Source organism: Shinella sp. Sh6 (assembly GCF_055392685.1).
In genome coordinates, this window is record NZ_AP044005.1 from 3,712,830 (window position 1) to 3,738,011 (window position 25,182).

Here is a 25,182-nt window from a genome sequence, read left to right on the forward strand (position 1 = left end):
CGTCGCCACGGGTGCTATCGCAGCCGTGAAGATAGGAAGTGACGCCATGACCACAGAACTCACCATCCGCCGGCCGGACGACTGGCACCTGCACCTGCGCGACGGAGCCATGCTGGAAGGCGTGATCGGCGATACCAGCCGCCATTTCGCCCGTGCGATCATCATGCCGAACCTCGTGCCGCCGGTCGTCACCACCGCCGATGCCGGCGCCTATCGCGACCGCATCCTTGCCGCGCTGCCGAAGGGCGACCGCTTCGAGCCGCTGATGACGCTCTACCTCACCGAGCACACCGACCCGGACGACGTGGAAGCCGGTTTCCGTGGCGGCCTGATCCGCGCGGTAAAGCTCTACCCGGCCGGCGCGACGACCAATTCGCACGGCGGCGTGCGCGACATCGAAAAGGCGATGCCCGTGCTGGAGCGTATGGCGGAGATCGGCCTGACGCTCTGCGTGCACGGCGAGGTGACGACGCCGGAGGTCGACATCTTCGACCGCGAGGCCGTGTTCATCGAGACGGTGCTCGACCCGCTGCGCCGGCGCCTGCCGGAGCTGCGCGTGACCATGGAGCACGTCACGACGAAGAACGGCGTCGACTACATCAAGGCGTCGAGCGCGAACCTTGCCGGCTCGATCACCACGCACCACCTCATCATCAACCGCAACGCCATCCTCGTCGGCGGCATCAAGCCGCATTATTACTGCCTGCCCGTCGCCAAGCGCGAGGAGCACCGGCTGGCGCTGCGCGCTGCCGCCACGTCCGGCGACACACGCTTCTTCCTCGGCACGGATTCGGCCCCGCATGTCGATCCGCTCAAGGAATGCGCCTGCGGCTGCGCCGGCATCTACACCTCGATCAACACGATGAGCTGCCTTGCCCATGTCTTCGAGGAAGAGGGTGCGCTTGAGCGGCTGGAGGCCTTCGCCTCGCTGAACGGTCCGGCCTGGTACGGCCTGCCGGCGAACGAGGAGACGATCCGCCTCGTCCGGCGCGCCGAACCGGTCGCCTTCCCGGCGAGGATCGAGACGGGCGCGGGGCCGGTGACGGTGTTCGACCCGATGTTCCCGCTGCATTGGGACGTCGCCTGACGCTATATGAAGGGGCGGGGCTCGCGCTTCAGTCCTTCCCAGCCCGAAAGGGCGAGCAGGCCGTCCGCATCGAGGATTTCGCAGCCCCGGTCCTGCCAGCGCATCAGCTTGCGGTCGGCGAGCTTGCGCAGCGTCTTGTTCGTGTGAACGAGCGACAGGCCGAGCGTGTCGGCGATATGCTGCTGGGTGATGGGGATGACGCGCCGCCCGCCGGCCGCGCCCGTCGCGCGCGCCCGCTGGTGGATGAAGGACAGGAGATAGGCGGTGCGCTCCAGCGCCGTGCGCCGGCCGATGCTGAGCAGGTGCTCGTCGAGGATGCTTTCCTCCTGCGCGGCGATCCAGGTGAGGTCGTAGGCAAGCGAGGCGTGGCGCTCGAAGAGCCTGCCGAGCTGGGCGCGCTCGAAGACGCAGAGCGTCACCGGCGTCAGCGCCTCCACCGAATGGTCCATCTCGCCCATCAGGCTGCCCTGGAGCCCCACGAGGTCGCCGGGAAGCACATAGTTCATGATCTGCCGCCGCCCGTCCGTCAGCAGCTTGTAGCGGAAGGCCCAGCCCGAGAGCAGGGTGAAGAGATGGGCGCTGTGCATGCCCTCCACGAGCACGGTCGCGCCGCGCTCGACCGAAAGCTCCCCGCGCTTGAACTGCGCGACGAAGTCCAGTTCCTTCGCTGAAAAATCCCGGAAGGTCGGAAGGCTCCTGAGGGGACATTGCTGGCAGGGCGTCTGCCATTTCGTCTGGTGTCCGCGCGTCGTCTCGCCTGCCATCGTGCCCCGTTCCCAATTTCCCCCGGCTGGCGGGGGGAACGTCGCGGGACCGTCCTTGTTCCGCTCTTGCTATGTCTTTTTTAAATGACAGCAAGATGGCCCGGACACACAGTCCGCCTCCCGAACCGCCGCGATTTGCGGCGGTCCGCTATGGATAGGAGTGCGGCACCATGAAGACCGATCTTCCGCACATCTTGATCGCCGAGCCCGAATTCCTGATCGCGCTCGATGCGGAATATCTGATCAAGGCGGCATTCGATTGCCGCGTCACCCTGCAGCGGCCCGAACAGGTCGACCATTGGGATTCGACGGCGCTTGCCGATGTCGATCTCTGCCTGCTCGACGTGCCGGGCGAAACCGCGGAAACGCTCGCGCGCATCCGGCGGCTGGTCGACAAGGGTGTGCCGCTGCTTCTGACGACCATTTCGGAGATCCAGCGCGGCGGCGTCACCGGCTTCGAGGTCGTCCCGGTCGTTACGAAACCCTTCGAGGCGGAGACGCTGACCGCCCTCGTCAAGGCGCGGCTGCGGCCAAGGCCGCAACCGCTCGAGACGACGGATCAGAACTGACGGCCGAGCCTGGCGTCGAGCGAATGGCGGTTGGCGCCGCGCACGGCGAAGAAGAACAGGATCAGCGTCCACAGGATGGATTTCTCTGCGCCCATCAGGCCCTGATCCTGCACGATGCCGTGGAAATAGACGGTGACGGCGAGCACGATCATGCCGGCGAAGGCGGCCGGGCGGGTGAGAAGGCCGATGGCGATGAGGATGCCGCCGAAGAACTCGGTCGCCGAAAGTAGCGGCGACCAGAATGCGCCCGGATAGAAGCCGAGGCTTTCCACCATGCCGCTCGCGCCGAACGGATCGAGGATCTTGCCGTAGCCGTGCGTGGCGAGCAGCAGGCCGGCGGCGACGCGCAGCAGCGTCTCGGCCCATTCGCCCAGCGCCGAATAGACGCGCCCGAGGGCGGGCACGATGAGGCGGGGACGGTCGGTGGCGATCTCGGTCATGGAATCTCCTGTCGGAATGTTGCGTTCGCCCTCTCTCCGGCAGGCCGGTGACGGGGGCAAGACGGGCGGCGACAAAACATGATAAATTAAGTTGACTTTTTCGTGAGCGGATCGCAATCAGCCGCGTGCCAAAAGGCGCCGCCTGCTTTATGCTTTCCCGCCCACCATGGAGAGATGTCATGTCCGACGAAAAACCGCGCGTCTCGATCCTTTACTGCACCCAGTGCAACTGGCTGCTGCGGGCCGGCTGGATGGCGCAGGAGCTTCTGTCGACCTTTTCCGACGCGCTCGGAGAGGTCGCGCTGATCCCCGGAACCGGCGGCAATTTCGAGATCCGCGTCGGCGAGGCGCTCGTCTGGGAGCGCAAGCGCGACGGCGGCTTCCCCGGCCCCAAGGAACTGAAGCAGCGGGTGCGCGACGTCATCGAGCCGGGCCGCGACCTCGGCCATACCGACCGGGCGGACCACACGCAGGGCTGAAACGAAGACGGCGGGCCGAAGCCCGCCGCCGTTTGCGTCCTTGCCTGCCGCTCACCGATAGGGCGAATGGCAGACACGGTAGATTCCGCCGCCCGCATGGTAACGGTTGGTCGCGGGGTCGTAGGTGCGGTAGCGGTTGAGGCACCAGTTCACATGCGCCCGGCGTCCGCCGCCATAGTAGCGCGGCCGCTCCCAGCGGGGGCGATAGTAGCGCCGCTCGTAGCCGTAGTGCGGGCGGTAGTAACGGCGGTGGTAGTAGCGCGGCCGGCATCCGTAGCCGACGCAGAATTCCACCTGCGCCTGCGTGACGTCGCTCTTCGTCTGGACGTTCATGTCCGGCACGGCCAGCGGAACGGCCTCGGCCGCGCCCATGGGCGCGACGGCGGAGGCGATCCCCATCGCGCAACCGAAAACAAGATTTCGAATCTTCGACATGTTGATCCTCTCTATCCTGGCGGGATATTTCCCTGTCACGTCCCTATCGCGTATTACGGGCGCACTTTTTGTTTTATTCGTGATCGCGCACATGGATCCATGGCACGGCACGCGCCCGCAAGGGACAGGAGAGGTATCGAATGAGCCTGAAATTCGGAACCAGCGGCCTCAGGGGGCTTTCGGTCGATCTCGAAGGGCCGGCGACCGCGCTCTATGCGGCCGCCTTCGCCCGGCACCTCCTGCAGTCCGGCCTTGCCCGGCCGGGTGACGAGGTTCTGGTCGGCCGCGATTTCCGCGCATCGAGCCCGGCCATTTCCGCCATCGCCATCGCCGCGCTCCGCAAGGCCGGCCTTGCCCCGCGCGACTGCGGCACCCTGCCGACGCCCGCGCTCGCCCTGCTCGGCCTGAAGCGCCATGCGGCGGCGCTGATGGTGACGGGCTCGCACATCCCCGCCGACCGCAACGGCATCAAGTTCTATCGGCCGGACGGCGAGATCGACAAGGCGGATGAGGCCGCGATCACCGCCGCGGCCGCGTCGATCCGCGCCGAGGGCATGCCCATCGCCGCGCAGGAGACGGCGGAAGACCTAGGCGCTGCCGCCACCGATCTTTACGAGACCCGCAACCGCGCGCTCCTGCCGGAAGGCAGCCTTTCGACCCTGCGGGTCGGCGTCTACCAGCATTCCACGGTGGCCCGCGATCTCTTCGTCTCGGTCCTCACCCACTATGGCGCGGACGTCGTGGCGCTCGGCCGTTCGGAAACCTTCATTCCGGTGGATACCGAGGCGGTCTCTGCCGAGACCGTCGCGCTGCTGCAGGGCTGGGTGCTCGAACACGGGCTCGATGCGATCGTCTCGGCCGACGGCGACGGCGACCGGCCGCTCGTTACCGACGAGACGGGCACGCCCCTTCGCGGCGACCTCGTCGGGCTGATCGCGGCCCGCTTCCTCGGCGCAGAGGCGGTGGCCACCCCGGTCACCTCCAATTCCGGCATCGAGGCGGCCGTCACGGCCAGGGTGCTGCGCACCCGCGTCGGCTCGCCCTTCGTGATCGCCGCCATGAACGAGGCGGTCGCCGCGGGCGAAAAGGCGGTAGCGGGCTTCGAGGCGAACGGCGGCACGCTGACCGCCACGCCCTTTTCCGTCAACGGACATACGCTCGCCCCGCTGCCCACCCGCGACAGCCTGATGCCGATCCTTGCCGTCCTTTCGCTGGCGGCCGGCGGCAAGGCGCCGCTTTCGCAGATTACGCGCGGCTTCGCCCTGCCGGCCGCCGCCAGCGACCGGCTGGAGGATTTCCCGGTCGAAGCGAGCGCCGAGCTGATGGCCGAGCTGCGCTCCGGGCCGGGCCCGCTCGCCGCCTTCCTTGCGCCGATCGGCGTGCCGGCGAAGACGAGCGACATCGACGGGCTGCGCGTGACGCTGGAAGACGCGAGCGTCATCCATTTCCGCCCGTCCGGCAATGCGCCGGAAATGCGCTGCTACGTGGAGGCCGCCGACGAGGCCGCCGCCGCCCGCCTCCTGGAGGCGGGGCTCTCGCGCATCCGTGCCTGGGCGGTGAGCCGCTGAGCGGCTTTTCGCCAAGCTGTTGCGAAAACTTCAAAAAGCCTGTTGACACCGGCGGGCGCTCCTTCTACATGCGTCTCCGTCGCCCAGATGGCGGAATTGGTAGACGCGCCAGCTTCAGGTGCTGGTACTCGAAAGGGTGTGGAGGTTCGAGTCCTCTTCTGGGCACCAAATTCCGTTCCGGTCTTTCCGGAACCTGCCAAAAAAAGCCCGGCTTGCCGGGCTTTTTTGTTGCCTGCGATTCTCCTGCCAGCGCGCTTTCGGCGAAACAGAATCTTTCCGGCGCACTCTTGCGTCGCCCGCGCGATGCGCACATAAGCCACGGGACGTTTTCTGCCTCTTTTCTCATCAGGATCATCGTGGCCGCCTCGAAGCAAGATGCCCGCAAAACGGGCTTTTGGTCAAAATATCGGCTGTTTGTCCCCATCCTGGCCGGCGCCACCCTCAAGGAACGCCTGATCGGCTGCGTGGGCGCGCTGATCGGCATCTGCCTTACCGGCCTCGTCTGCGGCCTCGCCATGGGCGAGGGCCCGCATCTTCCGCTGATCGTCGCGCCGGTCGGCGCGTCTGCCGTCCTGCTCTTCGCCGTGCCCGCCAGCCCGCTCGCCCAGCCCTGGTCCATCGTCGGCGGCAACACCATTTCCGCCCTGGTCGGCGTCACCGTCGCCGCGCTCGTCACCGATCCGGCGCTCGCCATCGGCCTTGCCGTCGCGCTTGCCATCCTCGCCATGTCGCTCACCCGCTCGCTGCATCCGCCGGGGGGCGCCGCCGCGCTCACCGCCGTCATCGGCGGGGCGGCCGTCACCCGCGCCGGCTTCTGGTTCCCGCTCGTCCCGGTCGCGGTCAACTCGCTGCTTCTCGTCGGCGTCGGCATGCTGTTCCACCGGCTTTCCCGCCGGCAATATCCGCACCGTCAGACGGTCGCGCCCGTCAATGCGCACCGCACCGCCGATCCGCCGGCCGCCTTCCGCGTCGGCTTCAACACGGCCGATATCGATGCGGCCGTCGCCAGCCTGAACGAGACCCTCGACATCAGCCGCGCCGACCTCGACGCGCTGCTGCGGCAGGTGGAGCTGCAATCGCTCCTGCGCCAGCACGGCGAGCTCACCTGCGCCGACGTCATGTCCCGCGACGTGGTGACGACCGTGCCCGACGCCAGCGCCGAGACGGTGCGCGGCCTCCTGCTCGCCCACGACATCCGCACCCTGCCCGTGCTCGACGGCGAGGGCCGGCTTGCCGGCACGGTCGGCCTGCGCGAGCTTGCCGCCGCCGCGCCCGATGCCCGCCTGCCGGTTTCGCAGGCGGCGACGGCGAAGGCCGGCGACCCGGCCATCGGCCTCGTGCCGCGCCTGACGGACGGAACGATCCATGCCGTCGTCGTGACCGACGACGACAACCGGGTCATCGGCATCATTTCCCAGACCGACCTTCTGGCGATGCTCGCCAAGAGCCTCTCCGAGATCCGCCCCATACCCATGATGGCCGGCCACGGGCAGGGCATCTGAAAGGCCGGCCCTGCAAGTTTTCCAGAAAGCATGAAAGATGAAGGAGTATTAGAATGGCGACTGTCGACGAGAAGCTCGAACCTGTGCTTGCCCAGGTCCTGAAGCGCAACCCCGCCGAACCCGAATTCCATCAGGCCGTGCGCGAGGTGCTGGAAAGCCTCGGCCTCGTCGTCTCCAAACATCCGGACTACCTCGCCGACGCGCTGATCGAGCGTATCTGCGAGCCGGAGCGCCAGATCATCTTCCGCGTGCCGTGGGTCGACGACAAGGGCCAGGTGCAGATCAACCGCGGCTTCCGCGTGCAGTTCAATTCGGCGCTCGGCCCCTACAAGGGCGGCCTTCGCTTCCATCCCTCCGTCAATCTCGGCATCATCAAGTTCCTCGGCTTCGAGCAGATCTTCAAGAACGCGCTGACGGGCCTGCCGATCGGCGGCGGCAAGGGCGGCTCCGACTTCGACCCCAAGGGCAAGTCGGACGGCGAGATCATGCGCTTCTGCCAGTCCTTCATGACGGAGCTGCACCGCCACCTCGGCGAATACACCGACGTTCCGGCCGGCGATATCGGCGTCAGCGGGCGCGAGATCGGCTGGATGTTCGGCCAGTACAAGCGCCTGACCAACCGCTTCGAGGCGGGCGTCTTCACCGGCAAGGGCCTCAGCTACGGCGGCTCGCTGGTGCGCAAGGAAGCGACCGGCTACGGCGCGGTCTACTTCACCCGCGCCATGCTCTCCACCAAGGGCACGGATTTCGAGGGCAAGCGCGTCACCGTCTCGGGCTCCGGCAACGTGGCGATCTATGCCATCGAGCAGGCGCTCGACTACGGCGCCAGGGTCGTCGCCTGCTCCGACAGCAGCGGCTATCTCGTCGACGAGGAGGGCATCGACCTCGCCCTCGTCAAGGAGATCAAGGAAGTGCGCCGCGAGCGCCTTTCGGAATATGCCCGCGCCAAGGCGAAGGGCGTGCATTTCATCCCGGCCGGCAAGGGCTCGATCTGGGATGTGCCGTGCGACGTGGCGCTGCCCTGCGCCACGCAGAACGAGCTCTCCGGCAAGGATGCCAGGACCCTGATCGCCAACGGCGTGATCGCCGTCGCCGAGGGCGCCAACATGCCGTCGACGCCGGAAGCGGTGCGCATCTTCCAGGACGCCGGCGTGCTCTTCGGCCCCGGCAAGGCGGCCAATGCCGGCGGCGTCGCCACCTCGGCGCTCGAAATGCAGCAGAACGCCAGCCGCGATAGCTGGAGCTTCGAGCAGACGCGCGAACGGCTCGGCCAGATCATGCAGGGCATCCACGACCGTTGCGCCGAGACCGCCGATGAATACGGCGCCAAGGGCAATTACGTGCTCGGCGCCAACATTGCCGGCTTCATCCGCGTGGCCGAAGCCATGCGCGCGCAGGGCGTCATCTGATCGCACCTGCCGATCCTCATGCCGCAGACGGCCCCGGACCCGGTCCGGGGCCGTTTTCGTTGGCCGGGTCGAAGGCGCGCTCGTCAAGGCCGCCGGCAATCAGCCTGAAGACCGGGCGCACGTCGGCCGGAACGGAAGCGCCGGTCCCCGCCTGGAAATGCACCTTCTCCAGCGCCACCCAGTCGCGAATGCCCTCCGGCCGGTCGAAGGTCATGGCCTCGCCCTCGCGAAGGCCGACAAGCGCAAGGCCGTAGAAGGTGGTGACCGGCAGGAAGACGCCGCCCGGCGCATAGGTGCCGGGAAGGCAGATCGTGCGGGTATCGGCAAGCCCGCTTGCGCAGCGGAACGTGACGCGCGCGTCGATCGTCGCAAGATCGGCGGGGATGCGGCTTTCGGCCGGCAGGCGGCCTGCCGTCAGTTTCCGTTCGAGGAGCGTGAGCCATTCCGGTGTCAGCGGCGACCAGTCGCGCAGCATCCGTTCCAGTACATATCCGTCCCTTGCCGTCAGCGTTGCGGGATCCTGTCTCATAGCATTCTCCATCCTGCCCGCACGGGAGGCGGGGCATTCGACATCCATCATGGAGACGCCCCCTGGCCGCGGATGCGGCGCAGGGGGTCAGGATCCTGCGACGAGGCAACCTCCGATGCGTCCGGACTGGGGGAAGGACAGGAATTTCATGGCGGCCGGTGCCTCAGGAGGCGCAGGCCGCATCCGGCGCGGCTTCGTGCACGGCGATCACGCTGAGGCGCCGGCCCTTGCCGTCGCGCGCGGCCCATTCGATCGACTGGCCGGCGGACATGCCGAGAAGCGCCGCGCCGACCGGCGTGAGCACGGAGATGCGCTGGCGGGAAATGTCGGCATCCTTCGGGAAGACGAGCTCGGCGCTCTGCGGCGCCTCGTCGTCGATGCGGAATTCGGCGACCGAGCCCATGCGCACGATGCCCGGCGCCATGCGCGCGTCGTCGACGATCTTCGCACGGTCGAGCTCGGCGGCAAGCAGCTCGGCGGCCTGCGGATCGCGCTCGGCCAGCATGTCGGCAAGGTTGGAGAGCCGCACATGCTCGGAGCGGGCGATGGTGATGGCGGGCAGGCGGCCCGCCCTGGTCTTGGTGGCGGTCATGGAAAACCTCATGGGCTCCCGCAGTCTGGGGATGCGGGCAATGAATGAAAAAGAAGATGGTGTCGCGCTGGTCCGGTGCGGTTCGCCTGAAGAAACGGAACCGCTTTCGCCCCACGGCCGGGGCGCGACGCGGCCGGGCCGGGGGCTAGTGTCCTGCGAGAGGAAACAGCCGCTTCAGAAATCGGGCGATGGAGAGCGTCGTCGTCATGCCCCATGATGGGCCGCTGGCGGCGGTAAAGTCAAGCGCAAGGCCCTGCGACCGACTGGCGGTTTGACAGAAGCCAGTTCAGGGTCGATAGCTCGGCTATCCCTTAAGAATGGAGTGCTTGCCGATGATCGAGAGTCTGTTTGCCAACAACCGGGCATGGTCCGCCGAACGCAAGGCGGAAAAGGCCGACTATTTCGACCGTCTGGCCAAGCTGCAGGAGCCGGAATATCTCTGGATCGGCTGTTCCGACAGCCGCGTGCCGGCCAATGTCATCGCCGGCCTGGAGCCGGGCGAGGTCTTCGTCCACCGCAACGTCTCCAACCTCATCCATCCGACCGACCTCAACATGCTCTCGGTCGTCGAATATGCCGTGCGCCAGCTCGGCGTGAAGCATATCATCATCTGCGGGCACTACGGCTGCGGCGGTATCCGTGCGGCCGTCAGCGGCGAGCGCTTCGGCCTCATCGACCATTGGCTCCAGCCGGTGCGCGACGTCGCCGACCGCAACTTCGAATGCCGCGAGTGCGGGACATGGAGTGAAGGCGATCTCGACCGGCTCTGCGAGGCCTCCGTCGTTGCGCAGGTCGAGCGCCTCGCGCGCACGCCCACCATCCAGACGGCCTGGCAGGAGGGCCGGGAGGTCGCAATCCACGGCTGGGTCTACGGCCTGAAGGACGGCCTCCTCTCCAACCTCAACTGCACCGTCAGGGGAAACCGGGAGGGATAGATGCCCGTCAGGATCAAGCGCGTCTATGAGGCGCCGGCAAAGGAGGACGGCGAGCGCATCCTCGTCGACCGCCTCTGGCCGCGCGGCCTTTCGAAGGAAAAGGCGCATCTTGACGAATGGATGAAGGACATCGCGCCGTCGCCGGCGCTTCGCCAATGGTTCGGCCACAAGCCGGAGCGCTGGGAAGCGTTCCTGGCGCGCTACCGGCAGGAGCTTGAAGGCAATCCCCTGCTGGACGACCTCAGCCGGCGCGCGGCGGCGGGAACGGTGACGCTGCTCTACGGCGCGCGCGACGAGAAGAGGAACCAGGCGGTGGTGCTTGCCGGCATTCTCGGCGAGAAGCCGGGGGCCTGATTTCATTTGCCTGGGAAGGAAAACGGCGCGATCCTTGCGGATCACGCAGGGAGGCCGATGAACATGGATGACGACGACGACAGACCCGCAACCTTCGCGTCCCCGGCCTGTTTCCTGCACGAGATCGACCCGGCCTATGCGGGCCTTCCCGGCCCGCTCGACCTTCAGGCCTGGCGGGACGTGAACCGCTGGCGCAAGAGTGAACGCGAACGCCTTCTCGCCGAGCGCCTTGCCATTCCCGCCGAGGTGCGGGCGGGCCACGGCGAGGCCATCGCCGCCCGGGTCCTCGCCGAGATCGGCGATGTCGAGGGCCGCATCGTCAGCGCCTACTGGCCCTTCCGCGGCGAGCCGGATTTCCGGCCCTTCATGGAGGAGGTCGCGCGGCGCGGCGGGCGGACGGCGCTGCCCGTCGTCGTCGAGAAGGGGCGGCCACTGGAATTCCATCTCTGGCAGGCGGGCGAGGCGCTGTCGCGCGGCGTCTGGAACATTCCCGTGCCGGCGGCGGCAAATCCCTGCCGGCCCGATATCGTCATCGCGCCCGTCGTCGGCTACGACCCGGCCGGCTACCGGCTCGGCTATGGCGGCGGCTTCTTCGACCGAACGCTGGCGGCGATGGCGGAGCGCCCGCGCGTCATCGGCATCGGCTACAGGAGCGCGCGGCTTGCGACGATCTATCCGCAGCTGCACGACATCCCGATGGACATGATCGTGACGGAGGCCTGCACCGTCCGGCCTCAGGATTCGACCGTGCGCGCATTGACGTAGAGCGCCCGTCCGGCGAACCAGCCGTTCACCGCCGCGCCGAGGCCGAGCAGCACGATCAGCACCGCGCTCCAGGCGAAGCTGCCCGTCCAGCCGCGAATGAGGCCGACGATCAGCGGCCCGATGGCGGCGAGCAGGTAGCCGACGCATTGCGCCATGCCGGAAAGATGCGCCGCCATGTGCGGATCGCGCGTGCGCAGCACGATGACGGTGAGCGCGACGGCGATCAGCCCGCCCTGTCCGATGCCCTGGATCACGGCCCAGAACCAGACCGACCAGAGCGGCGCGAAGAGGAGACCGAGCAGCGCGACGGTCGCAAAGCCGCAGAGCACGACATTGATCAGCCGCTGGTCCCTGCCGCGCACGGCAAGGTGCGGGGCGACGAGGCAGGCGGCTGCCTGCACCATCACCGAGACCGAGACGATGGCCCCGGCGGTGACGCCGTCGAGCCCGCGTTCGCGCAGGATCGGCACCAGCCAGCCGAAGACGCAATAGGCAAGCGCCGATTGCAGGCCCATGAAGAGCGTGACGTGCCAGGCGAGCCGGTCGCGCCACAGCCCTTCGACGCGGAAGCCGGCGCGCTTGGCCTTGTTGCGCGAGGAGAGCACCTGCGGCAGCCAGAGCAGGCCGACGAGAAGGGCCGGCAGCGCCCAGGCGGCAAGCGCCCCGTCGAGCGAGCCGCCGAGCGCTTGCTCGATGGGCAGCGTCAGGCCGGCCGCCCCCGCGGCGCCCGCGCAGAGCGCCATCGTGTACCAGCCTGTCATCAGCGCCGCCTTGTCGGGGAAGTCGCGCTTGACGAGGCCCGGCAGCAGCACGTTGCCGACCGCGATCGCCGCGCCGGCAAGCGCGGTGCCGAGAAAGAGCAGCGGAATGGAGGACAGGCCGCGCATCGCCGTGCCGAGCGTCAGCAGCGTGACGACGGCGAGCAGCGTGCGTTCCGTGCCGATGCGCTGGGCGACGGGCGCGGCCAGCGGCGAGAACAGGCCGAGGCAGACGACGGGGAGCGTCGTCAGCAGGCTGGCGCCGGTGGCGGAAAGGCCGAGCGTTTCGCGGATCTCCGGCAGCAGCGCCGAGGCGCTGGAGAAGACCGGGCGCAGGTTGAAGGCGATGAGAACGAGGCTTGCGCCGAGCAGGAACCGTGCCGCCGCGCTCTTCGGCAGGTGCGGTTCGGGAGCGGGCACGCTGTCGGCCTCGGCGTCGATGAGGTCGATGGCGCCGGGGTCGGTTTCGGGGGAGGGGGAAAGGGTCATGGGAGAAGCATCCGGTCGAGGGCGGAAAGGACGGGGGCCATGAAGCGGCGCACGGCGGTGTCTGCCGCCTGCGGATCGCCGCTTTCGATGGCGTCGACGATGGCGGCATGGGCGGCATCGTCGGGTTCGGGAAGCTCCTCGCTCAGGCTCGCCTCGATCGTCTCGGCGATGAGCGTGGAGAAGAAATCGTACATGCCGACGAGAACGGCATTCTGCGACGCGGCGATCACCGCCTGGTGAAAGGCGAAGTCGCGGGCGACGAAGCCCGCCCTGTCGCCGCCCTCGTAGATGCCGCGCTCGGCCAGGAGCGCGCGCAGATGCGTGACCGTTCCGGGCGTGCGGCGCAGCGCCGCCAGCCGCGCGGCCTGCGCATCGAGCGCAAGGCGCGCCTCGTACTGGTCGCGAAGGCCGGCGCGGCGCGCCATGGTCAGCGGACGAAACGCATCGGCGGCGGAAACCACATAGGTGCCGGAGCCCTGCCGCGTTTCGAGATAACCCTGCGAGACGAGCGCGCGCACGGCCTCGCGCACCGTGCCGCGGCTGACGGAGAGCATGGCCGAAAGCCTCGCCTCGTTCGGCAGCTTCTCGCCGACCGCCCAGCGATGCGCGAGGATTTCGCCGCGGATGGCTTCGACGGCGGTGTCGGCGAGGTTCGTCCTGTTGAGAGGGTCCATGGCGCAAGTCATAAAGTCATCAGATGACTTTATGACTATTCTTCTTTGTGTCCGCCGTCAAACGGAATCGGCCGGACCGAATCGGGTCCGGCCGATGAAGGCGCGTTACTGCTTGCGCGGCCAGGTGTCGGCGAGGCGGTAGCCGGCCGGCCATGGATCGTCCGGGTCGAGCATGACCTGGCTCGTGCCGGTGACCCAGGCGCGGCCGGAGATTTCCGGCACGACGGCGGGGCGGCCGCCGACCGTGGTCTCGCCGACGATGCGGCAGTCGAAGCGCGAATCGAGGATCGAATAGCCGGAGAAGGATTGTCCGACCTTGATCTGGCCGCGGGCGTGCAGCACCGCCATGCGGGCCGAGCATCCGGTGCCGGTCGGCGAGCGGTCGAGCTTTGCCGGCTGGATGACGACCGTATTGCGGCCGTGCAGCGCGCCGTCGCGCTCCTCGACCGGCAGCGTGAGCTGGCAGAAGGAGATGTGGTTCCAGTCCGGGTTTTCCGGATGGGTGAAGCCGAGCTGCTCGTTGGCCGCTTTCGTGATGCGGATGCCGGTTTCGGCGAGTTCCCGCGCCTCGTCGGGCGTCACGGAGAAACCCAGCGCGCGGGCATCGGTCAAGACGAAGCTGTCGCCGCCATAGGCCGTGTCGACGGTGAGCGTGCCGAGGCCTTCCACCTCCAGCTTGGCGTCCAGCCTGTCGGCGAAGGAGGGCACGTTGGTGACGGTGATGCGCTCGGCCTTGCCGTTGCGGCAGGTGGCGACGACGTCCACGAGGCCGCCCGGCGCTTCCAGCACCATGCGCGTCTCCGGCTCGACCATCGGGATGATGCCGCTGTCGAGCAGCACGGTCGACACGCAGATCGAGTTGGAGCCGGACATCGGCGGCGTATCCTCCGGCTCCATGATGATGAAGCCCATATCGGCACGCGGGTCCTTCGGCGGCACGAGAAGGTTGATGTGACGGAAGACGCCGCCGCGCGGCTCGTTGAGCACGAAGTTGCGCAGCGTCTTGTCCTCGGCGATGAACCTGCGCTGTTCCCACAGCGTCTTGCCGGGCGGCGGGGCGACGCCGCCGACGATGACGTCGCCCACCTCGCCCTCGGCGTGGCAGGTGACGATGTGGATGACCTTGCTGCTGCGCATGGCGCTTCCTCCGCTTTTCCAATGTCGTGCGCCGGTGTCTGCGCCGGCGCGGATGATCATTCATAGAAATATTGGATCCAATATACAATCCTGTTTCTCATCGGTTTGTCCGCCGGGCGCTCGGTTGCCCCGCCGCCGGTTTCGACCTATGACCATGGCTCCATTCACAGGGGTTGGACATGATGAAATTTGCTGCCGTCGATGTTCGGCAGGCCGCTTCGGCGGCCGACATCGTCTATGAGGCGCTGCGCAGGGCGATCATCGAGGGCGACCTTGCCGAGGGGGAGAACCTCCGGCAGGAGGAGATCGCGCAGATGTTCAACGTCAGCCGCATCCCCGTGCGCGAGGCGCTGTCGCGGCTGGAGCAGCACGGCCTTATCACCACGCAGCGCTACAAGGGCGCTGTCGTCGCCGGTCTTTCCATCGAGGAGATCGAGGAGATCTTCCAGTTCCGCGCCCTCATCGAGGCGGAGGTCATGCGGCTTGCCGTTCCCAATCTCGACCGCGCGGCGCTGGAGCGCGCGCAGGCCTATCGCGACGCCTTCGACCGGGAGACGGACCCGCACCGCTGGGGCGAGATCAACCGGATGTTCCACTACAGCCTCTACGAGGCCTCGCGCCGCCCCTATTACCTGCAGAACGTGCGCGCCTCGCTCGACAGGATCGACCGATACCTGCGCGCCCAGCTTTCCTTCACCGACGGCGTGCCGCGGGCCGGGCGCGAGCACGAGGCGATCCTTGCGGCCTGCGAAAAGGGCGACGCCGCTCTCGCCTCGCTCCTCACGCGCGACCACATCCTCGATGCCGGGCGATCATTGGTGGCGTTCCTGCGCGGCCAGCGCGGTTGAGCGGGGCTTTTCAAGGCGGCGGCGCTTTTGTATAAGGCTTTCAAATCGATTTAAATTCCCCGGAAAACCGCAAGGAAAGCCGATGTCGCGCCGCAAATGCATCGCCCTCATCGCCCATGACGAGAAGAAGGACGACATGGCGGCCTTCGCCGCCGAGAATGAAGCCTTTCTCGCCGAAGCCCGCATCGTCGCCACCGGCACGACGGGCGGAAGGGTGCTGGAGGCCTGCCCCGGTCTCGACGTGGCGCGGCTGAAGAGCGGCCCGCTCGGCGGCGACCAGCAGATCGGCGCGCTGATCGCGACGGGCGAGGTGGACCTGCTGATCTTCTTCGTCGATCCGCTGACGCCCATGCCGCACGACGTCGACGTCAAGGCCTTGATGCGCCTTGCCATCGTCTACGACATTCCGATGGCGCTCAACCGCGCGACGGCGGAAAGCCTGCTCGACTTTGCGGGAGATTGACGCCACCTTGGGCGGGGCCGCGCGCAAGCAGGTCCATTCATGTGAAAGAACGGGACAGTCCGATGGTAAGGCCGAACGACAACGACACGCATTTCCCCTTTCCCATCCTCGTCGGCGATATCGGCGGCACCAATGCGCGCTTCGCGCTGCTGGTCGATGCCTTCGCCGAGCCGAAGCTGCTTCCCATCATCCAGACCGCCGACTATCCGAACATCGACGACGCTCTGCAGCAATGCATCCTCGACAAGACGTCGGTGCAGCCGCGCTCGGCGATCCTGGCGCTCGCCGGCCCCATCGAGGGCGACGAGGTGCCGCTGACCAATTGCCCCTGGGTCGTGCGCCCGCGCGACATGATCGCCAATCTCGGCTTCGAGGACGTGCTGCTCGTCAACGACTTCGAGGCGCAGGCGCTCGCCGTCGCCTCGCTGGGTGACGGGGACCGCGAGAAGATCGGCCCCGGCATCGAGCGTCATTCGGCCTCGCGCACCGTGCTCGGCCCGGGCACCGGCCTCGGCGTCGCCGGCCTCGTCCATGCCCGCCAGAGCTGGATCCCGGTTCCGGGCGAGGGCGGCCATGTCGATGTCGGACCGCGCAGCGAGCGCGACTACCAGATATGGCCGTTCCTCGAACCCATCGAGGGCCGCATTTCCGCCGAGCAGCTCCTGTGCGGGCGCGGCATCATGAACATCTACCACGCCATCTCCGCCGCCGACGGCGTCGATGCGCCGCTTGAGACCCCGGCCGACGTGACGGCGAAGGCGCTCGCGCAGGAGGACCGCGCGGCCATCGAAACGGTCGCGCTGTTCTCCACCTATCTCGGCCGCGTTGCCGGCGACATGGCGATGATCTTCATGGCCAAGGGCGGCGTGTTCCTTGCCGGCGGCATCTCGCAGAAGATCCTTCCCGCCCTCCGCGGTCCGGAATTCCGCGCCGCCTTCGAGGACAAGGCGCCGCACAGCGCGCTCCTCCGCTCCATCCCCACCTATGTGGTCACCCATCCCGTGGCGGCGCTGGCGGGCCTTGCCGCCTTCGCGCGCATGCCGGAGCGATTCGGTGTTGCAACCGAGGGACGCCACTGGAAAAGGTGAGCCTTTCGCAAAGGTCTCGACGCTCCGCGGACTCGCCAAAGCCGGGTCCAGCCCCTATAGAGCGCCCTAGGGCCGGTCCGCCGGCCGCTGTCGAGACCGTGCAGGAAAGTCAGTTTATTGACCGATAAAAGTCGAACCGAGCGCCCGCCCGTCAGCTCCGACACCGTTACGACCGTGCTCAAGCGCGTCATCGCCGAAAACGGCCGCGAGCATCTGCGCGGCTATCTTGCGGCCATCGCCTGCCTCGTCGTGGTCGCGATGACGACGGCCTTCACCGCCTGGATCATGGAATCGGTCGTCAACGAGGCCTTCGCCAACAAGCGCGCCGACCTCGTGCTCATCATCTGCGGCGCGATCTTCGTTGCCTTCGTGCTGCGCGGCTTTGCGACCTATTACGAGGCCGTCATCCTCTCCAAGATCGGCAACAATATCGTCGCGCGCTACCAGCGCCGGCTCTATTCGCACCTGATGGCGCTCAGCGTCGGCTTCTTCAGCGAGTCGCGCTCGGCCTATCTCGCCGCCCAGATCAGCCAGAACGTCACCGGCATCCGCGACGTCCTCAACATGACGGTGACCTCGCTCGCCCGCGACGTGCTCACCCTCGTCGCGCTCATCGGCGTGATGATCTCCAAGGACTGGCTGCTGACGCTCATCGTCTTCGTCGTCGCCCCGCCGCTGCTCCTCGGCCTGCGTTACGTCTCCAAGCGCCTGCGCAGCGCGACGCGCGAGGCGGTCGAGCTCAACAGCCATGTGCTCGGCGCCATGCAGGAGACGATCCAGGGCATCACCATCGTCAAGGCCTTCACCATGGAGGACCAGCTTCGCGGCAAGGTCGAGGCGATCATCGACGAGGCGGAGCGCCGCTCCAACCGCATCGCGCGGCTGACCGAGCGCACGGCGCCGATGACGGAAACCTTCGCGGGCTTCGCCATTTCCGGCGTGCTCGCCTATGCCGCCTACCGCTCCATCTACGGCGACGTGATGCCGGGCGCCTTCTTCGCCTTCGTCGCCGCGCTCCTGATGGCCTACGACCCGGCGCGCCGCCTTGCGCGCCTGCAGGTCTCGCTGGAACGCGCGGCCGTCAATGCGCGCATGATCTACGAGGTCCTCGACCTCAAGCCGCGCCAGGCCGACCGGGCCGACGCGAAGCCGCTCGCCATCACCGACGCGTCGATCGACTTCCGCAATGTCCGCTTCGGCTATTCGGAGGGTGAGACCATCCTCAAGGGCGTGAGCTTCACCGCCGAGGGCGGGCGCACCACGGCGCTCGTCGGCCCCTCCGGCGCGGGGAAATCCACCGTCATCAGCCTCATCCCGCGCTTCTACGATCCGGCCGAGGGCGAGATCCTGATCGACGGGCAGGACATCGCCCATGTCACCAAGCAGTCGCTGAGAAACGCCATCGCCTATGTCTCGCAGCAGCCCTACCTCTTCGAGGGCACGATCCGCGACAACATCCGCTACGGCCGGCCGGAGGCGAGCGATGCCGAGGTGGAGGCCGCGGCCCGCCACGCCTATGCGCACGATTTCATCCTCGCCCAGCCGCTCGGCTACGACACGCCCGTCGGCGAGAACGGCGTGACGCTTTCCGGCGGCCAGCGCCAGCGGCTTTCCATCGCCCGCGCGCTGGTGCGCAATGCGCCGATCCTCCTCCTCGACGAGGCCACCTCCGCGCTCGACACCGAATCCGAGCAGGCCGTGCAGAAGGCGCTCGACGAGGCGATGAGCGGGCGCACCGTCGTCGTCATCGCCCATCGCCTTTCCACGGTGGTGCGGGCCGACAAGATCGTCGCGATGCAGGACGGCCGCGTCATCGAAGAAGGCACGCACGAGGAGCTTGCGGCCCGCGAAAACGGCCTCTACGCTCGCCTCAACAATCTTCAGGCGCCCGCCGTCAGCGCGGGCAAATAGTGCAGGGAAAGAACGAGATGAGCGGCACCGCAATGAAGCTGGTCGTCGTCGGCGCCGCCGGCCGCATGGGCCAGACGCTGATCCGCACCATCCACGCCATGGAAGGCGCGGCCGTCTTCGCCGCCGTCGAGCGCGAGGGCTCGCCCTTCGTCGGCCGCGATGCGGGCGAGCTTGCCGGCCTCGGGCCGATTGGCGTTCCCGTCACCGACAAGCCGCTGGAAGCCTTCCTCGAAGCCGAAGGCGTGCTCGATTTCACCGCACCGGCCGCCACCGTCGAATTCGCCGGCCTCGCGGCGCAGGCGCGCATCGTCCATGTGGTCGGCACGACCGGCTGCGCGCCGGCGGACGACGAGAAGATCCGCGCTGCCGCCCGCCATGCGCGGATCGTCAAGTCCGGCAACATGAGTCTCGGCGTCAACCTCCTCGGCGTCCTGACGCAGACGGCTGCCCGTGCGCTCGGCCCGGCCGACTGGGACATCGAGATTCTCGAAATGCACCACAAGCACAAGGTCGACGCGCCCTCCGGCACGGCGCTGCTTCTCGGCGAGGCAGCGGCGCGGGGCCGCGGCATTTCGCTTGCAGAGCATTCCGTGCGCACGCGCGACGGCCACACCGGCCCGCGCCCGTCCGGCGCCATCGGCTTTGCCACGCTGCGCGGCGGCTCGGTCATCGGCGAGCATTCGGTCTTGCTGGCCGGCGAGGGTGAGCTGCTGACGCTCTCGCACAGCGCGACGGACCGCTCGATCTTCGCCCGCGGCGCGGTGCATGCCGCGCTCTGGGCGCGCGAGCGCAAGCCCGGCTTCTACTCCATGCTCGACGTGCTCGGGCTCAACTGATCCAACATCGGAGACCTATCCCATGAGCGGAACCCTCGTCCTCGTTCGCCACGGCCAGAGCGAATGGAACCTGAAGAACCTCTTCACCGGCTGGCGCGACCCGGACCTCACCGCGCTCGGCATCGAGGAAGCCACGACCGGCGGCAAGGCGCTCGCCGAAACCGGCATCAAGTTCGATATCGCCTTCACCTCGGCGCTGTCGCGCGCGCAGAAGACGCTGAAGATCATTCTCGACGAGATCGGCCAGCCGGGCCTCGAGACGATCCGCGACGAAGCGCTGAACGAGCGCGACTACGGCGATCTCTCCGGTCTCAACAAGGACGATGCCCGCGCCAAGTGGGGCGAGGAGCAGGTGCATATCTGGCGCCGCTCCTACGACGTGCCGCCGCCGGGCGGCGAGAGCCTGCGCGACACCGGCGCGCGCGTCTGGCCCTACTACCTGACGGAGATCCTGCCCCGCGTGCTGCGCGGCGAGAAGGTGCTCGTCGCCGCCCACGGCAATTCGCTGCGCTCGCTGGTCATGGTGCTGGACCGGCTTTCGAAGGAAGAGATCCTGAAGCTCAACCTCGCGACCGGCGTGCCGATGGTCTACGTGCTCAACGCCGATTCCACCGTGCAGTCCAAGGACGTGCTCGGCGACATGTCCGGCGCGCATTAACCGGCCGTTTACCACGCCGTTCGAAGATCGTGGACCGGGGCGCCCTGCGGCGCCCCTTTTGCCGTCCGTTAGCCGGCGGCGTGCTATTTCGGGACAGATCCTTCCGGAGACCGTCCCATGTTCCTTCGCAGCCTCGTTCTTGTCGTCGGGTCCGTCGCGGCCGCGGCCGCCTTCGTGCCCGGCCTTGCGACGCGCTATCTCGAAACGGCCGCATCCGGCACGCCGCCCGCAAGGGTCGAGAAGGCTTCGGTTTCGGCGGGCCAGGATGCGGCGCGCTATACCGGCAACCGCAGCGCCGTCATCGCGGCCGATGCGGACGGCCATTTCACCGGCCTCTTCTCCATCAATGGCCGCAAGGAGGAGGGCATGGTCGATACGGGCGCCAGCATGGTCGCCCTCAACGTCTCCACCGCCCAGCGCCTCGGCATCGACAAGGCGGACCTCGATTTCCGCTACGCGGTCGACACGGCCAACGGCAAGGCGCGTGCCGCCTATATCCGCCTCGACAGGGTCGAGATCGGCCCGGTGCGCATGGAGAAGGTCGGCGCCATGGTGCTGGAAGACAAGGCGCTTTCCGGCACGCTGATCGGCATGAGCTTCCTCAAGGGGCTCTCGTCCTACAAGGTCGAGGACGGCAAGCTGCAGCTCACGCGCTGACGGCCTCGAGGATTTCCGGCGCGGCGGCCGGCGCTTCCGGCGTGGTCCGGTAGAGCGCGGCAAGCCGCATCGCCGCGCGCTCGGCGGCATCGGTGCTTGCCGCATGGACGCGGCCGATCTCCATGCCCTTTTCCACCTTCGTGCCGAGCGGCAGCAGGCGGTCGAAACCGACCCGGTGGTCGACGGTATCGTCCGGCCGGCTGCGCCCGCCGCCAAGCTCGATGACGGCAAGGCCGATGCCCCGCGTGTCGCAGGCGGCAAGGTAGCCGGCCTCGTCCGCAAGGACCGGGCGGATGACCGGGGCGGGCGAGAGATAGACCGCCGCCCGCTCGACGATATCAGCCGGGCCGCCGAGAGCGTGCACCATGCGCCCGAAGACCTCCGCCGCGGCGCCGCTCGTGAGCGCTCCCCTCGCCTGCGCGAGGGCCGCGGCGGGATCGGTCTCCAGCCCGGACAGCGCCAGCATTTCGGCGGCGAAAGCCAGAACGATGCGCTCCAGCCGCGTGCCGGCCTTCTCGCCCTTGAGGAAGGCGATGCAGTTTGCGATCTCCACCGCGTTGCCGGCGGCGTCCGCCAGCGGCTGGTTCATGTCGGTGATGAGCGCGGATGTCTTCACGCCCGCCCCGTTCGCCACCTCGACCAGCGAGCGGGCGAGCGTCTCGGCCTCGGCCATCTCCGTCATGAAGGCGCCGTTGCCGACCTTCACGTCCAGCACCAGCGATTGCAGGCCGGCGGCGAGCTTCTTGGAAAGGATCGAGGCGGTGATCAGCGGCACGGAATCGACCGTCGCCGTCACGTCGCGGATGGCGTAGATGCGCTTGTCGGCGGGCGCGAGGTCCGCCGTCTGGCCGATGATCGCGCAGCCGATGTCCTTCACCGTACGGCGGAAGATGTCGGCGGAGGGCATGATCGTGTAGCCGGGGATCGATTCCAGCTTGTCGAGCGTGCCGCCGGTATGGCCGAGGCCGCGCCCGGAGATCATCGGCACGGCAAGCCCGCAGGCGGCCGCGATGGGCGCCAGCATCAGCGAGACATTGTCGCCGACGCCGCCGGTCGAATGCTTGTCGGCGACCGGGCGGCCCAGGTCCGACCAGTCGAGCACGTCGCCCGAATCGCGCATGGCCAATGTCAGCGCCACGGTCTCCTCGCGCGCCATGCCGTTGAACCAGACCGCCATGGCGAAGGCGGCGACCTGCCCCTCGGAGACGCTGCCGTCCGTCACGCCGGCAACGAGGCGGGAAATCTCCTCGGGCAAGAGCGGCTCGCCATTGCGCTTTCGGCGGATCGTCTCCTGCGGCAGCATCTCAGTAGCTTGCCGGCGCGGCGGGCGCGGGCTGGCCGCCGAGCACGGAAAGAATGTCGCCCAGAAGCCCCGAGGCGCCGAAGCGGAAGGTTTTCGGCGTCGCCCAGCCTTCGCCGAGGATCGAGGCGGCGAGCGCCAGGTATTCGCCGGCATCCGCCACGGTGCGCACGCCGCCCGCCGGCTTGAAGCCGACCGGCCTGCCGCTCGTCTTGATGGCGTTCAGCATGATCTCTGCGGCCTGCAGGGTGGCGTTGACGGCAACCTTGCCGGTGGAGGTCTTGATGAAATCCGTGCCGGCGGCAATGGCAAGGTCGGAGGCCTCGCGGATCAGCGCCGGGTCCTTGAGTTCGCCGGTCTCCAGGATGGTCTTGAGCGTGACGGGCGGCGGGCAGGCGGCCCTCACGGCCGTCACCATCTCCGTCACGGCCTCTTCGTCGCCGGTGATGAAATCGCGGTACGGAATGACGAGGTCGATCTCGTCGGCGCCGTCGGCAATCGCCTGCTTCGTCTCGGCGACGACGTCCGCAATGGCCATGTCGCCCGAGGGGAAGTTGACGACGGTGGCGATCTTCACCGCATTGCCCTTGCTGAGGATGCCGCGCGCCTGAGCCACGAAGCGCGGCCAGATGCAGATGGCGGCCGTGGGCCCGAAGGGCGTCTGCGCCTGCCTGCAGAGCTTTTCGATGGCCGCCGCATCGCAGGTGTCGGTCAGATCGGTCAGGTCGAGCAGCGAGAGCGCTTTCTTGGCGGTGGCCTCATGCATGGTCGTCGTCTCCGCCCGCGATCATCTCGGCGAGGATTGCGGCGAGCCGCTTTCCGCCGACCGGGGCCATGTCCTTGGTTTCGTGATGGCTGAGTTCGCCGCCCGTCATGCCGGCGCCGAAATTGGTGATGACCGAGGCGGCGGCGACCCTGAGGCCGAGATGGCGGGCGATCAGCACTTCCGGCACGGTCGACATGCCGACGGCATCGGCGCCGAGCACGCGCGCCATGCGGATTTCCGCCGGCGTCTCGAAGCTCGGCCCGGAGAACCACATGTAGACGCCGCTGGAGAGCGGGATGCCGAGCTTTTCCGCTGCCCGCTCCATGCTTGCGGCGAGCCCGGCATCGTAGGCATTGGTCATGCCGACGAAGCGGTCGTCGCCGGCAAGGCCGATCAGCGGGTTGGTGCCGGAGAAATTGATGTGGTCGGAAATACGCATCACCGAGCCGGGCGGCATGTCGTCCCGCAGCGATCCCGCCGAATTGGTGAGGATCAGCGAGGTGACGCCGAGCCCCTTCAGCACCTCGATGGGCGTGCGCATGGCATTGGCGTCGCCGCTCTCGTAGTAATGCACGCGGCCGGAAAGCACGATGACGGGGACGCCGCCCAGATGGCCGATGACGAGCTCGCCGGCATGGCCCGAAACGGCGCTGACCGGAAAGCTCGGCAGGTCGGAATAAGAAATGCGCAGCGGATCGGTGATCGCTTCCACCAGCGAGCCGAGGCCGGAGCCGAGCACGATGCCGTGGCGCGGCGCGACGCCGCCGAGGCGCGATATGAGGAGGTCGGTCGTCGTGGCGCTCATCCGATCACGTCCGTCGCAAAGCCGTGCGGCAGAAGCTCTTCCATCGTCATGGTCTTCTTCACGCCGGTCTCGTCGCAAAGATAGATCTGCGTTTTCGCCGAGGCGAATTCGGCGATCTTCTGCCGGCAGCCGCCGCAGGGCGGGCAGAGCGGCAGCTTCTCGGCAATCACCGCCATCTCGACGATCTTCGTCGCGCCGGCCATGATCATGTGGCTGATGGCGGTGGGTTCGGCGCACCAGCCCTGCGGAAAGGAGATGTTCTCGATATTGGCGCCGGCATAGATTTTCCCGTCCTCGGCACGGATCGCCGCGCCGACGGGGAATTTCGAATAGGGCGCATAGGCGTGGGCCATCGCCGCGCGCGCCGCCTCGAAGAGGTCGTGGGACATTTCTAGCGCTCCTTGACGTAGGGCACGCCGCCGGCCTTCGGCGGAATGGCCTTGCCGATGAAGCCCGCAAGCAGGATCACCGTGAGGATATAGGGCAGCGCCTGCATCAATTGTACCGGCACCTTGCCGATCAGCGGGAAGGCATAGCCCTGGTAGCGGATGGCGAAGGCATCGAGGAAGCCGAAGAGCAGGCAGGCGAAGAGGATGTTCTTCGGCCGCCACTTGGCGAAGATGAGGGCGGCGAGCGCGATATAGCCCTTGCCCGCCGTCATGCCCTTGGTAAAGCCGGCATTGGCCGCAAGCGAGAGATAGGCGCCCGCCACGCCGCACAGGATGCCGCAGCAGATGACGGCGCGGTAGCGCAGCCAGATGACGGAGATGCCGGCGGTATCGACCGCGCCCGGATTTTCCCCGACGGCGCGAAGGCGAAGGCCGAAGCGCGTGCGGTAGAGGATCCACCAGCTCGCCGGCACCATCAGGAAGGCGAGATAGGTGAGGGGCGAATGACCGGAGAGGAGGTCGGAATAGACCTGCCCGAGGATCGGCACGTCGCGCAGGCCGTCGGCGAAGGGCAGCTTGATCGTGCCGAAGCGGCCGTCCGCCGAGAGCGCCGGCGTGCGCCCGCCCTGCTTGAACCAGGCCTGCCCGAGGATGACGGTGGCGCCGGCGACGACGAAGTTGATGGCGACGCCCGAGACGATCTGGTTGCCGCGCTGGGTGATCGAGGCATAGCCGTGCACCAGCGAGAGCAGCACGGAGATGAGGATGGCGGCAAGCAGCCCCATCATCACGGACTGGGTGATGTAGGCGACGGCGCCGGCGGCGAAGGCCGCGCCCAGCATCTTTCCCTCGAGGCCGATGTCGAAGACGCCCGCCCGCTCGGTGAAGAGGCCGGCGAGGGCGGCGAGGATCAGTGGCGTCGAGACGCGGACGGTCGACTGCGCAAGCTCGATGAAGACCTGAAAGAGTTCCATG

The 25,182-nt window shown here is 67.8% G+C and carries 29 protein-coding genes and 1 tRNA gene; 17 read left to right on the plus strand and 13 right to left on the minus strand.

The genetic code is table 11. The features are described 5' to 3' along the window. Positions 1–46 precede the first annotated feature (46 nt). On the plus strand, positions 47–1,087 hold the full coding sequence (pyrC, locus tag ACZ5TO_RS17705) for a dihydroorotase (protein ID WP_464799022.1): 1,041 nt from the start codon (positions 47–49) through the stop codon (positions 1,085–1,087). A 2-nt stretch (positions 1,088–1,089) separates the two neighbouring features. Here pyrC and ACZ5TO_RS17710 read toward each other — a convergent pair whose 3' ends face one another. Continuing rightward, positions 1,090–1,851 (minus strand): Crp/Fnr family transcriptional regulator, encoded by a 762-nt coding sequence (locus ACZ5TO_RS17710; protein ID WP_184144425.1) that lies wholly within the window; start codon positions 1,849–1,851, stop codon positions 1,090–1,092. A 170-nt stretch (positions 1,852–2,021) separates the two neighbouring features. Here ACZ5TO_RS17710 and ACZ5TO_RS17715 point away from each other — a divergent pair, with 170 nt between their 5' ends. After that, positions 2,022–2,420, plus strand: a complete 399-nt coding sequence (locus ACZ5TO_RS17715; protein ID WP_464799023.1) for a response regulator transcription factor — start codon at positions 2,022–2,024, stop codon at positions 2,418–2,420. Here ACZ5TO_RS17715 and ACZ5TO_RS17720 read toward each other — a convergent pair. Then, positions 2,411–2,860: a DoxX family protein gene (locus tag ACZ5TO_RS17720; RefSeq protein WP_464799024.1), complete on the minus strand. Its 450-nt coding sequence runs from the start codon at positions 2,858–2,860 to the stop codon at positions 2,411–2,413. The genes ACZ5TO_RS17715 and ACZ5TO_RS17720 overlap by 10 nt on opposite strands. 179 nt (positions 2,861–3,039) lie before the next feature. Between ACZ5TO_RS17720 and ACZ5TO_RS17725 the strand changes: the two genes are divergently transcribed. After that, complete coding sequence (locus ACZ5TO_RS17725) at positions 3,040–3,339, plus strand: Rdx family protein (protein WP_464799025.1); 300 nt, start codon at positions 3,040–3,042, stop codon at positions 3,337–3,339. A 51-nt stretch (positions 3,340–3,390) separates the two neighbouring features. On the opposite strand, the gene ACZ5TO_RS17730 is transcribed toward ACZ5TO_RS17725, so the two are convergent. Continuing rightward, entirely contained in the window at positions 3,391–3,774 is a 384-nt protein-coding gene (locus tag ACZ5TO_RS17730; RefSeq protein WP_184144429.1) for a BA14K family protein, read from the minus strand. Between the two features lie 140 nt (positions 3,775–3,914). Between ACZ5TO_RS17730 and ACZ5TO_RS17735 the strand changes: the two genes are divergently transcribed. From ACZ5TO_RS17735 to gdhA, 4 genes are all read left to right on the plus strand, one after another. Then, positions 3,915–5,342, plus strand: coding sequence for a phosphohexomutase domain-containing protein (locus ACZ5TO_RS17735; protein WP_464799026.1), 1,428 nt, complete (start codon positions 3,915–3,917; stop codon positions 5,340–5,342). Between the two features lie 81 nt (positions 5,343–5,423). Then, positions 5,424–5,510: transfer RNA gene (locus ACZ5TO_RS17740), tRNA-Leu, on the plus strand. A gap of 182 nt (positions 5,511–5,692) precedes the next feature. Then, positions 5,693–6,844 carry an HPP family protein gene (locus tag ACZ5TO_RS17745; protein WP_464800419.1) on the plus strand — a complete coding sequence of 384 codons (1,152 nt, stop codon included), beginning with the start codon at positions 5,693–5,695 and terminating at the stop codon, positions 6,842–6,844. Between the two features lie 53 nt (positions 6,845–6,897). Continuing rightward, complete coding sequence (gdhA, locus tag ACZ5TO_RS17750) at positions 6,898–8,253, plus strand: NADP-specific glutamate dehydrogenase (protein ID WP_184144432.1); 1,356 nt, start codon at positions 6,898–6,900, stop codon at positions 8,251–8,253. A gap of 16 nt (positions 8,254–8,269) precedes the next feature. Here gdhA and ACZ5TO_RS17755 read toward each other — a convergent pair whose 3' ends face one another. After that, the gene (locus ACZ5TO_RS17755; RefSeq protein ID WP_464799027.1) at positions 8,270–8,782 is read right to left on the minus strand and encodes a hypothetical protein; all 513 of its coding nucleotides are present in this window, start codon (positions 8,780–8,782) and stop codon (positions 8,270–8,272) included. Positions 8,783–8,945: 163 nt separating this feature from the next. Then, positions 8,946–9,374, minus strand: coding sequence for a nucleoside diphosphate kinase regulator (gene rnk / locus ACZ5TO_RS17760; RefSeq protein WP_464799028.1), 429 nt, complete (start codon positions 9,372–9,374; stop codon positions 8,946–8,948). 332 nt (positions 9,375–9,706) lie between these two features. Between rnk and ACZ5TO_RS17765 the strand changes: the two genes are divergently transcribed. The 3 genes from ACZ5TO_RS17765 to ACZ5TO_RS17775 all read left to right on the plus strand — a co-directional run bounded on the left by ACZ5TO_RS17765 (position 9,707) and on the right by ACZ5TO_RS17775 (position 11,428). Next, positions 9,707–10,309 carry a carbonic anhydrase gene (locus tag ACZ5TO_RS17765; RefSeq protein ID WP_464799029.1) on the plus strand — a complete coding sequence of 201 codons (603 nt, stop codon included), beginning with the start codon at positions 9,707–9,709 and terminating at the stop codon, positions 10,307–10,309. Beyond that, positions 10,310–10,663 carry a DUF488 domain-containing protein gene (locus ACZ5TO_RS17770; RefSeq protein WP_464799030.1) on the plus strand — a complete coding sequence of 118 codons (354 nt, stop codon included), beginning with the start codon at positions 10,310–10,312 and terminating at the stop codon, positions 10,661–10,663. Between the two features lie 63 nt (positions 10,664–10,726). Next, on the plus strand, positions 10,727–11,428 hold the full coding sequence (locus tag ACZ5TO_RS17775) for a 5-formyltetrahydrofolate cyclo-ligase (RefSeq protein ID WP_464799031.1): 702 nt from the start codon (positions 10,727–10,729) through the stop codon (positions 11,426–11,428). Here the strand turns inward: ACZ5TO_RS17775 and ACZ5TO_RS17780 are convergent. The 3 genes from ACZ5TO_RS17780 to ACZ5TO_RS17790 form a co-directional block, all read right to left on the minus strand. After that, positions 11,398–12,675 carry a CynX/NimT family MFS transporter gene (locus ACZ5TO_RS17780; protein WP_464799032.1) on the minus strand — a complete coding sequence of 426 codons (1,278 nt, stop codon included), beginning with the start codon at positions 12,673–12,675 and terminating at the stop codon, positions 11,398–11,400. The two genes, ACZ5TO_RS17775 and ACZ5TO_RS17780, sit on opposite strands and share 31 nt — an antisense overlap. Further along, positions 12,672–13,349, minus strand: a complete 678-nt coding sequence (locus tag ACZ5TO_RS17785) for a FadR/GntR family transcriptional regulator (protein ID WP_464799033.1) — start codon at positions 13,347–13,349, stop codon at positions 12,672–12,674. Before ACZ5TO_RS17785 ends, ACZ5TO_RS17780 begins: the two co-directional genes overlap by 4 nt. A gap of 105 nt (positions 13,350–13,454) precedes the next feature. Next, on the minus strand, positions 13,455–14,486 hold the full coding sequence (locus tag ACZ5TO_RS17790) for a trans-3-hydroxy-L-proline dehydratase (protein ID WP_464799034.1): 1,032 nt from the start codon (positions 14,484–14,486) through the stop codon (positions 13,455–13,457). Positions 14,487–14,665: 179 nt separating this feature from the next. Between ACZ5TO_RS17790 and ACZ5TO_RS17795 the strand changes: the two genes are divergently transcribed. The 7 genes from ACZ5TO_RS17795 to ACZ5TO_RS17825 all read left to right on the plus strand — a co-directional run bounded on the left by ACZ5TO_RS17795 (position 14,666) and on the right by ACZ5TO_RS17825 (position 20,947). Then, the gene (locus ACZ5TO_RS17795; protein WP_464799035.1) at positions 14,666–15,334 is read left to right on the plus strand and encodes a GntR family transcriptional regulator; all 669 of its coding nucleotides are present in this window, start codon (positions 14,666–14,668) and stop codon (positions 15,332–15,334) included. Between the two features lie 82 nt (positions 15,335–15,416). Continuing rightward, positions 15,417–15,797, plus strand: coding sequence for a methylglyoxal synthase (locus ACZ5TO_RS17800; RefSeq protein WP_464799036.1), 381 nt, complete (start codon positions 15,417–15,419; stop codon positions 15,795–15,797). Between the two features lie 62 nt (positions 15,798–15,859). Next, the gene (locus tag ACZ5TO_RS17805; RefSeq protein WP_184144443.1) at positions 15,860–16,885 is read left to right on the plus strand and encodes a glucokinase; all 1,026 of its coding nucleotides are present in this window, start codon (positions 15,860–15,862) and stop codon (positions 16,883–16,885) included. Positions 16,886–17,002: 117 nt separating this feature from the next. Beyond that, on the plus strand, positions 17,003–18,796 hold the full coding sequence (locus ACZ5TO_RS17810) for an ABC transporter ATP-binding protein (RefSeq protein WP_184144444.1): 1,794 nt from the start codon (positions 17,003–17,005) through the stop codon (positions 18,794–18,796). Positions 18,797–18,813: 17 nt separating this feature from the next. Then, complete coding sequence (gene dapB / locus ACZ5TO_RS17815; protein ID WP_184144445.1) at positions 18,814–19,632, plus strand: 4-hydroxy-tetrahydrodipicolinate reductase; 819 nt, start codon at positions 18,814–18,816, stop codon at positions 19,630–19,632. Positions 19,633–19,654: 22 nt separating this feature from the next. Further along, positions 19,655–20,290 (plus strand): 2,3-bisphosphoglycerate-dependent phosphoglycerate mutase, encoded by a 636-nt coding sequence (locus tag ACZ5TO_RS17820; protein ID WP_464799037.1) that lies wholly within the window; start codon positions 19,655–19,657, stop codon positions 20,288–20,290. Positions 20,291–20,407: 117 nt separating this feature from the next. Then, the gene (locus ACZ5TO_RS17825) at positions 20,408–20,947 is read left to right on the plus strand and encodes a TIGR02281 family clan AA aspartic protease (protein WP_184144447.1); all 540 of its coding nucleotides are present in this window, start codon (positions 20,408–20,410) and stop codon (positions 20,945–20,947) included. Here ACZ5TO_RS17825 and deoA read toward each other — a convergent pair. From deoA to ACZ5TO_RS17850, 5 genes are read right to left on the minus strand one after another with little or no spacing between them, the layout of a single operon-like run. Next, positions 20,937–22,250 carry a thymidine phosphorylase gene (gene deoA, locus ACZ5TO_RS17830; RefSeq protein WP_184144448.1) on the minus strand — a complete coding sequence of 438 codons (1,314 nt, stop codon included), beginning with the start codon at positions 22,248–22,250 and terminating at the stop codon, positions 20,937–20,939. The two genes, ACZ5TO_RS17825 and deoA, sit on opposite strands and share 11 nt — an antisense overlap. 1 nt (position 22,251) lies before the next feature. Then, positions 22,252–23,013 (minus strand): deoxyribose-phosphate aldolase, encoded by a 762-nt coding sequence (gene deoC, locus ACZ5TO_RS17835; protein WP_464799038.1) that lies wholly within the window; start codon positions 23,011–23,013, stop codon positions 22,252–22,254. Beyond that, positions 23,006–23,818 carry a purine-nucleoside phosphorylase gene (locus ACZ5TO_RS17840; protein ID WP_464799039.1) on the minus strand — a complete coding sequence of 271 codons (813 nt, stop codon included), beginning with the start codon at positions 23,816–23,818 and terminating at the stop codon, positions 23,006–23,008. Before ACZ5TO_RS17840 ends, deoC begins: the two co-directional genes overlap by 8 nt. Next, positions 23,815–24,207 (minus strand): cytidine deaminase, encoded by a 393-nt coding sequence (locus tag ACZ5TO_RS17845; RefSeq protein ID WP_464799040.1) that lies wholly within the window; start codon positions 24,205–24,207, stop codon positions 23,815–23,817. Before ACZ5TO_RS17845 ends, ACZ5TO_RS17840 begins: the two co-directional genes overlap by 4 nt. 2 nt (positions 24,208–24,209) lie before the next feature. Beyond that, positions 24,210–25,181: an ABC transporter permease gene (locus ACZ5TO_RS17850; RefSeq protein ID WP_464799041.1), complete on the minus strand. Its 972-nt coding sequence runs from the start codon at positions 25,179–25,181 to the stop codon at positions 24,210–24,212. Between the last annotated feature and the right edge of the window lies 1 nt (position 25,182).

Coding starts and splice junctions, on each gene's coding strand:
- ACZ5TO_RS17795 (WP_464799035.1), top strand. CDS start 14,666: ATGATGAAATTTGCTGCCGTCGATGTTCGGCAGGCCGCTTCGGCGGCC.
- ACZ5TO_RS17730 (WP_184144429.1), bottom strand. CDS start 3,774: ATGTCGAAGATTCGAAATCTTGTTTTCGGTTGCGCGATGGGGATCGCC.
- ACZ5TO_RS17845 (WP_464799040.1), bottom strand. CDS start 24,207: ATGTCCCACGACCTCTTCGAGGCGGCGCGCGCGGCGATGGCCCACGCC.
- ACZ5TO_RS17765 (WP_464799029.1), top strand. CDS start 9,707: ATGATCGAGAGTCTGTTTGCCAACAACCGGGCATGGTCCGCCGAACGC.
- ACZ5TO_RS17710 (WP_184144425.1), bottom strand. CDS start 1,851: ATGGCAGGCGAGACGACGCGCGGACACCAGACGAAATGGCAGACGCCC.
- ACZ5TO_RS17850 (WP_464799041.1), bottom strand. CDS start 25,181: ATGGAACTCTTTCAGGTCTTCATCGAGCTTGCGCAGTCGACCGTCCGC.
- gdhA (WP_184144432.1), top strand. CDS start 6,898: ATGGCGACTGTCGACGAGAAGCTCGAACCTGTGCTTGCCCAGGTCCTG.
- ACZ5TO_RS17785 (WP_464799033.1), bottom strand. CDS start 13,349: ATGGACCCTCTCAACAGGACGAACCTCGCCGACACCGCCGTCGAAGCC.
- pyrC (WP_464799022.1), top strand. CDS start 47: ATGACCACAGAACTCACCATCCGCCGGCCGGACGACTGGCACCTGCAC.
- ACZ5TO_RS17735 (WP_464799026.1), top strand. CDS start 3,915: ATGAGCCTGAAATTCGGAACCAGCGGCCTCAGGGGGCTTTCGGTCGAT.
- ACZ5TO_RS17770 (WP_464799030.1), top strand. CDS start 10,310: ATGCCCGTCAGGATCAAGCGCGTCTATGAGGCGCCGGCAAAGGAGGAC.
- ACZ5TO_RS17720 (WP_464799024.1), bottom strand. CDS start 2,860: ATGACCGAGATCGCCACCGACCGTCCCCGCCTCATCGTGCCCGCCCTC.
- ACZ5TO_RS17805 (WP_184144443.1), top strand. CDS start 15,860: ATGGTAAGGCCGAACGACAACGACACGCATTTCCCCTTTCCCATCCTC.
- ACZ5TO_RS17840 (WP_464799039.1), bottom strand. CDS start 23,818: ATGAGCGCCACGACGACCGACCTCCTCATATCGCGCCTCGGCGGCGTC.
- dapB (WP_184144445.1), top strand. CDS start 18,814: ATGAGCGGCACCGCAATGAAGCTGGTCGTCGTCGGCGCCGCCGGCCGC.
- deoA (WP_184144448.1), bottom strand. CDS start 22,250: ATGCTGCCGCAGGAGACGATCCGCCGAAAGCGCAATGGCGAGCCGCTC.
- ACZ5TO_RS17780 (WP_464799032.1), bottom strand. CDS start 12,675: ATGACCCTTTCCCCCTCCCCCGAAACCGACCCCGGCGCCATCGACCTC.
- ACZ5TO_RS17755 (WP_464799027.1), bottom strand. CDS start 8,782: ATGAGACAGGATCCCGCAACGCTGACGGCAAGGGACGGATATGTACTG.
- ACZ5TO_RS17790 (WP_464799034.1), bottom strand. CDS start 14,486: ATGCGCAGCAGCAAGGTCATCCACATCGTCACCTGCCACGCCGAGGGC.
- ACZ5TO_RS17825 (WP_184144447.1), top strand. CDS start 20,408: ATGTTCCTTCGCAGCCTCGTTCTTGTCGTCGGGTCCGTCGCGGCCGCG.
- deoC (WP_464799038.1), bottom strand. CDS start 23,013: ATGCATGAGGCCACCGCCAAGAAAGCGCTCTCGCTGCTCGACCTGACC.
- rnk (WP_464799028.1), bottom strand. CDS start 9,374: ATGACCGCCACCAAGACCAGGGCGGGCCGCCTGCCCGCCATCACCATC.
- ACZ5TO_RS17775 (WP_464799031.1), top strand. CDS start 10,727: ATGGATGACGACGACGACAGACCCGCAACCTTCGCGTCCCCGGCCTGT.
- ACZ5TO_RS17820 (WP_464799037.1), top strand. CDS start 19,655: ATGAGCGGAACCCTCGTCCTCGTTCGCCACGGCCAGAGCGAATGGAAC.
- ACZ5TO_RS17725 (WP_464799025.1), top strand. CDS start 3,040: ATGTCCGACGAAAAACCGCGCGTCTCGATCCTTTACTGCACCCAGTGC.
- ACZ5TO_RS17715 (WP_464799023.1), top strand. CDS start 2,022: ATGAAGACCGATCTTCCGCACATCTTGATCGCCGAGCCCGAATTCCTG.
- ACZ5TO_RS17800 (WP_464799036.1), top strand. CDS start 15,417: ATGTCGCGCCGCAAATGCATCGCCCTCATCGCCCATGACGAGAAGAAG.